This is a genomic window from Candidatus Clostridium eludens, from assembly GCF_045310515.1.
Taxonomy (GTDB): domain Bacteria; phylum Bacillota; class Clostridia; order Clostridiales; family Clostridiaceae; genus Clostridium_B; species Clostridium_B eludens.
Window position 1 is genome coordinate 1 of the sequence record NZ_JBJHZX010000092.1, and the last position, 6,734, is coordinate 6,734.

Below are 6,734 nucleotides of genomic sequence, written 5' to 3' on the forward strand. Positions count from 1 at the left end.
GTACTTGCCATCACTTTTGAATCGGCCTTATATATTTGACCTCCCACAGTTTCTATGTCACCACTCTGTGTTATATTTACTGTCAATGGCTTACTTTTAGCTGAATCAGTGGCTTTTTCTCCTAATTTAGGACCAGCGTTGCCTGGCGCTTGATTACCGCCACCCTGAGAAGCACCTTGCTGAGCATTTCCATTTTGACTGTTACCGCCACCATTTCCTGAATCAGATTTGATGGTTGTATCAAGCTCAGCAATGACATATTTACCATTTATACCTTTATCTGATTTTTTTGCTTCAGTATTAGCATATACCTTTGTAACGGTCTTTCCCTCAACTTTAAAATCTGATGTATTCAACTTAGATGTATCTATAGCACTATCGTATTGCAGTGCTATGGCACTTACCTTTTGCCCATCTCCATATACTTCATTAATTGCTGTGACACTTTTAACATGCCCACTGCCTGGTGTTGATTTTGCAGTTAAACCACTAGATGAACATGCTGATAAATTTGTTACCGTAAAAAGCATCAAAGCTGCTACTAGGGTAGGCATTATTTTTTTTCTTTTTCATTACTAGCCTCCTTATTTTCCTTAATTATTAATAGTTTATAATATTCATTTGTAATAACTGAGATAACTTATAGAACTCATGAAGATTAAGAGTAATTGGAGCATTATTGCCACCAACCGAAGAATAAATGTATATTTTCGGTAATATAATTAATTTTAAGATTCTACTTTGATAATTATTTTTCCAACAGAATACTATTCTCAATTTCTAAATATAAGAAGTGTTGATATTAATTTGTTTATATGCTTCTTTGAAATTTTTTACATCAATAAGGTTAATCTCTTTTTCTATAGCTTTCTTATTAGAATCATTTTTTAAGTATATAAGCTTCATAATATTATTCCAATTAAACCTAATACAAAGGTTAATAATTGCATTATTATTAATGTACAAAAAATTACAGTCTGCTGTTTGTATGGAGTTAACGTTTTACTTCTGTAAATAACCAGTTTCTAATTTTTAATACTGTCGGCCAAATCATATATTTGTTCAGAGTTATTTTTGTTTGAGCTTTCAGAAGAATCTGTTGAAGCGTAGGAAACAAGTTTTCCATTTTTTTGAACCCAGGATATAATTTTACTGTTTGAATTATTTCTATTATCACTGTTGTTATCACCACCAGCTAAAACATATCGTATTTCTCCACTTTTTACACGAGTCTCAAATTGTTCCAAGGTCATAATAGTTTCATTTCCTTCAAATCCACTTAAAGATCCAACGTATAAATTAGTATTAACGGTAAGGTTTTCTGCAGTAGTTGATGAGGCTACAACAATTTGACTTTTTCCATTCACTTGATGATTATTTAAAAATTTAACTAAATTAGCTGTATTAATATTTTGGTTGTCGAATCCACGGTTGCTATTTCCATACATATTTTTAGTTCCAGTTTGGCTTTGGTTTCCCGCCAACTGTGAAGACAGCAGCTCCATACCAGCGGAAGGGTTTGTAGAATCCACAGCATAAAACATTGCAGCACAAGACCCAACCATAGGTGATACCAGAATTCCTGCAATCCCCAGGCATACCAACACCCTATTAATTTTAGGCGACCTGTTTTTGAAGAGGTTAATCCCTGACAATATTAATACAGGTACAAAGCATAACCCAATAAGTAAAGCCATCAATATTTTAACTATCTGAGAGGAACTATAGAAATAAGAAAGCATTAACATCTGTACTGCACCATTTGCCAATAATGCTAATGGTAAAAGCCAAGCTTTCCATCCTCCCTCTTTGTACATTTGCCACATAGTTACGATTCCCATCCCAGTCAAAGCCGCAGTAGGAGGCGCCATCATTGTTAAATAATGCGGATGGAACAATCCTGTATTGAAACTGAAATATATAAATTCTGGCAGGAGCCACATAAACCACAGGATTAGTGCCTGCTTTTTATCAGTATCCAGTTTAATCCTCAATTTTTCTTTTATTGATGCTGCTATAAATCCAAAGAACGCAAATGGAATAAACCAAATAATCTGATCTGAAAGAATATTTTTCGAAAACAAACGTGTAATACCTGCAGGTGTTTGGTTTCCCATGGTGCCTGCTAACCTGCTTCCACCCCCAAAACCTCCACCTGAAAAATTTTTGTCCATACTAGGGGCACCTTGCTCCAATCCTTCATGCCCCTGCCCTTCTTGGACCGGACTGTCTTGACCTGGCCCTCCTTGACCCAAGCCTCCCGGACCTTGATTCTGCTGATTACTGTTGCTACTAAGGTTAAGTCTTTCTGTACCATTATGTCCTATAATAAGACCTATTTCGGTATTATTGCCACTACTTCCTACATAAGGACGATTGTTTGCGGGTATAGAATCCACTATCAATGCCCAGGAAAAAGATACTGCAAACAAAATTGCCGTACCTGCAAACAGGTAGATAACCCGTCTTTTGATGGAAATTGTATTGGAAAGTAAATACATGATATATATTGCTGGCAGGATCATATATGCTTGTAATGCTTTAATATTAAATCCAATACCTATAAGTATCATGCCTAATACAAGATATTTAAATTTTCCCTCTCTAGCCGCAGCTGAAAGTGCCCAACATGCCAGCAATAAAACAAATACCAGTTGATTGTCGATTGTATTATTTCTGCTTACTGCTACAAACACAGGAGTAACAGAAAGACACAGGGCTGAAATTAAACCAGCAGCACTGCCAAAAGATTTTTTAACAATTATATATATCAACACAACGGAAAGTACTCCCGCCAGAGCTTGTGGAAAAAGTATGCTCCATCCGTTAAAACCAAATATTTTTGCTGATATGGCCTGTACCCAAAAACCCAAAGGTGGCTTATCAATAGTAACAAAGCCCGCAGGATCCATGGCTACAAAAAAGAAGTTCTTGAAGCTCAGGGTCATGCTCTTTACTCCAGCTGCATAATACTGATTAGAATACCCCTCTATTCCTAAATTTGTAAAATTTAGAACAGCAGACATAATTACAATAGCTGCAAGACAAATATATTCTTTTACTTCCTCGATTTTTTTCAATTTATATAACCTCCTTAGTATATTCTACTTTCCTCAAGTTACTATATTAACACTAAAAAACGGAATAATTATGTGATTTCTACTAGACAATCATAAAAAACTGGAAGTTATTCTCCATCAAGGCAGAAGCGCAACCAATGCATTGACGTATTTTGTCTGAAATGCCCATAGTAGTGTCCCGAAAGAGTAAATTTGAACCAGGATTTTACTCCGCAAAATATAACAAAGACAGTTGAACAGTAGTTAATCCAATATAAATTTGAATACAAAATCAAGTCGTAATTTCCTACAGTTACATTTACGGCTTAACTCTATATGTAAATGAAATAACATAAACAAATTATTATTGAGACATATAATTGTGTGCTTATATAAATAATTGGATATTATAGTAATTGCGTATAATGAATTTTGGACAAAAAACCATTTCTTTATTTTACACCTTAAATATTTTCATGGAATCTATGCTAATATTAGTAGAATGTGTCGATATTGGACTTTTAAATGAATTTATTATATTTTATACCTTATTTCTTTATAGGTAAGTCTATGTAAAAATTTATAGAACCTCAAGCTTTTTCTTAGAATTTACGTTTCTTTTGGGAATAACCTCTAACTGCTTATTTTTATGAGTTTACTAAATATTGAGACTAAAGTACTGAAGAATGACAAATTTATTTAAGTAGTAGGATTCAATTTACTTTCGTCTTTCTCCAGTTTAAACTTTCTAAGAGTAGAATAACCTACTAGAACAACAAGCGCTACCGCAAGTACTGCAGATGTTCCAGCAGAACCCAGCCCGAGACCACCTTTTTGCTGAGATTTCCACAGAAAATCGCCCATAGTTGCTCCAAAGGGGCGTGTTAAGACAAATGCTGCCCAAAATAAGAATACTTGAGATATTTTAGTGAAATATTTTCCTAAGACAACCAGTCCCAAAAGGGAGCTTATTAGTAATGTTCCTCCTAAAAATCCAAGTCCGGAGCTGTCGGAAATAAAATCTCCAAGAGCTGTTCCAAGTGTATTTGAAAACAGTATTGCTGCCCAAAACAAGATTTCAGTATTTGTAGTTTTGATTTCATTTACTGAAAGTGAATTACCGCTTAATCGCCAGATTATAAAAATAGCTATCAAAATGGAAACCAAAACCAAAGAACCTTTAGCGTAACCCAGGCCTAGTGTTCTATCCATAAAATCTGACATTACTGTACCTGACGTACTAGTTGCCAGAATAACAGTCCAATAAAGCCAAGGATGATACTTTTTACTTGTGAGCTGTAACACTACGAAAATTGCAAAGAGACTAATAAATATCAATGCACTAACAGCATAACCTACGTTCATTGTTTGGGACAGTAGGTCTCCACCGGTTTCACCCAATGTGGTTGCGATAATTTTCATTATCCAAAATAGAAGTGTGATTTGGGGTATTTTTCTCATATTTCTACCTCTTTCTTAATTTTAGAGTTAAATTTTTATTATGCGTTTGTCCTGTGCAAGTTTAGTTTTCGTATTGGAACTTATCTTTAGGATGGTTCATATTTTTTACGTCTAAGTGTTTTATTCCCATGTAACTAACAAGACCAATGATAATAATTATTAAAACCAGAGTGAGTGGCCCTTTCTCAATACCAAGACCGCCGAAACGCGTAGGTCCATCAATCCAATCTGCAAAGGAAGCACCTAAAGGTCGTGTAATTATATAGGCAACCCCAAAGGCGAAAATATCATTCATACCAAATAGTAAGTAGCCAATGGCTGGGATAGCAATTATGCCAACAAACATAATACCTGACAATAAAGTACCTAAGTGTAAGAAAACTGCAGTCATATCTCCTGCAGCAGTACCAAGTGCAAATGTAGCTATTACAGTATCCCAGTAAAAGGCCTCACGACGGCGAGTATAGATACTATGTATAGACAGAGTTTTTTCGCTTACATACCATGTTATCAAAATAATAGCTAATAATCCTGCAAATAATATGGTTGATACAACAGGTCCAAGGTGCAAGCCATCGGCTACCATCATTCCCAAAATACTTATGATGGCTATATTTAACCAGTAAATCCATGTAGTATATTTACGTGCTTTGCTCCTTACATCTATTTAAAATTTTTATCTATGAGCTCAAAAATTACAGATATTGTTGTGGGAGCACCTATGGTCTGACGGAATAGATATTTCCATACTTTAAGCTCAATAGAATAAAGAATATTACTGAAAGTTGATACATGTGCTAATCTTCCTTTAAAATGGTTCATTTGTCTATGGAAGTTGAAGATTGTGTATAGTTTCCTTTTCTTTTTTGTAGGTAAATGAAATATAAGCGACAAGAGCAATAATGATTATTATTGATACCAGACTTACTGGACCGGTTCCAAGCCCACGATCATGTGCTAGCCAATCTGCAAATGAGGCTCCGAGAGGCCTTGTAATTATATAAGCGAACCAGAAGCAAAATATTTCATCCATGTGAAAGAGTTTATAGGCCAAAGCCGGTATAGCAATCACCCCGATAAACATGAGTCCGGATACCAAAGTACCTAAGTTCAGACTAAAAGCGGTAAAATCCCCCAGAGCAGTTCCAAGCATAAATGTTGCAAGTACTGTAGACCAGTAAAAAATCTCACGACGGAGTGTGTTGATGTTATGAACATCCATAGTCTTTTCTATAACATACCAAGTTATTAGGACAATTGCCAAGATTGACGCAAATACGGCAGACGTAATCATCAGAGAGCCCAAATGCACAGCATCCGCTGCAGCTGTACCAAAAACAGCTACGGCTGCGACATTTAACCAGTATTTCCATGGTACATAGCGTTTCGATCTGATCTGAAGTATCATCGTCATGATTAGAACCGCACACATGATTCCCATGAACGGAGTAAAGGATATTGATACACCTGCTTGAGGGCCGCCTGGGCCCTGACCCATTCCAGGAGGAGGTCCCCCCGTGTGATCTTGGGATCCAAGTCTTGACAGAAAATCGGATGCTGCCTCACCCATTAAAGTGGACAACAGTTTTATAATCCAGAATAATATTGTGACTTGCGGAACCTTATTCAAGGCATGTTGTACAGGAGTCGCTGTGTTTGCTAATGGTTTACTCATACTTGTATTCATTGATAATTTACCTCCAAATTAAGTAGATGTGCTTTTAGTTGTCTAGTATTCTACATGCTTTAACATTCATAGTTGATATTTTACTAGTACACCAAAATTTAAAGTACATTTTAAATTATAATACCGATACCTTTAAAATTACTAAGAGAAACATTGAAATTTGATTAAAATTTTCTAATGAAATATTAATAATTACTTTATAAATAAAAAGATTGCCTTAGTTCAATGGTAAGAGTACAAAAGGGGATTTTAAGACAAAACATTAATAAGTTACTTTTTCCTTTACAACATTTTATTAAAGTTATACTATGTTTACTATAGAATATAATTTTCGTTGATTTTAACCGAAAAACACCATTGTTTTTCGGTTTTTCCATAGACTTACGTAAATTCAGGAGGTGAAAAATGACCAAAGTTCTTATTGTTGAAGATGAAGCTGAAATTGTAAGCTTTCTAGAACCAGAACTATCCTACGAAGGATATGAAGTGGACGTAGCAGGTGATGGTAGAACTGGTTTAAAAAAAAT

The 6,734-nt window shown here is 35.1% G+C and carries 5 protein-coding genes; all 5 read right to left on the reverse strand.

Going from position 1 to position 6,734, the window contains the following annotated elements; translation table 11 throughout:
- A partial coding sequence (locus ACJDU8_RS24940) for a hypothetical protein (protein WP_406794892.1) occupies positions 1-554 on the reverse strand: 554 nt, incomplete at its 3' end.
- Positions 555-1,025: 471 nt separating this feature from the next.
- On the reverse strand, positions 1,026-3,080 hold the full coding sequence (locus ACJDU8_RS24945; protein ID WP_406794893.1) for a glycosyltransferase family 39 protein: 2,055 nt from the start codon (positions 3,078-3,080) through the stop codon (positions 1,026-1,028).
- A gap of 678 nt (positions 3,081-3,758) precedes the next feature.
- Positions 3,759-4,520: a COG4705 family protein gene (locus tag ACJDU8_RS24950; protein ID WP_406794894.1), complete on the reverse strand. Its 762-nt coding sequence runs from the start codon at positions 4,518-4,520 to the stop codon at positions 3,759-3,761.
- Positions 4,521-4,581: 61 nt separating this feature from the next.
- On the reverse strand, positions 4,582-5,187 hold the full coding sequence (locus ACJDU8_RS24955) for a COG4705 family protein (protein ID WP_406794896.1): 606 nt from the start codon (positions 5,185-5,187) through the stop codon (positions 4,582-4,584).
- A 159-nt stretch (positions 5,188-5,346) separates the two neighbouring features.
- Positions 5,347-6,207, reverse strand: a complete 861-nt coding sequence (locus tag ACJDU8_RS24960) for a COG4705 family protein (protein WP_406794895.1) — start codon at positions 6,205-6,207, stop codon at positions 5,347-5,349.
- Positions 6,208-6,734: the final 527 nt, after the last annotated feature.

Excerpts from the sequence above, each read along its gene's own strand:
- ACJDU8_RS24960 (WP_406794895.1), bottom strand. The coding sequence starts at position 6,207 with ATGAATACAAGTATGAGTAAACCATTAGCAAACACAGCGACTCCTGTA.
- ACJDU8_RS24950 (WP_406794894.1), bottom strand. The coding sequence starts at position 4,520 with ATGAGAAAAATACCCCAAATCACACTTCTATTTTGGATAATGAAAATT.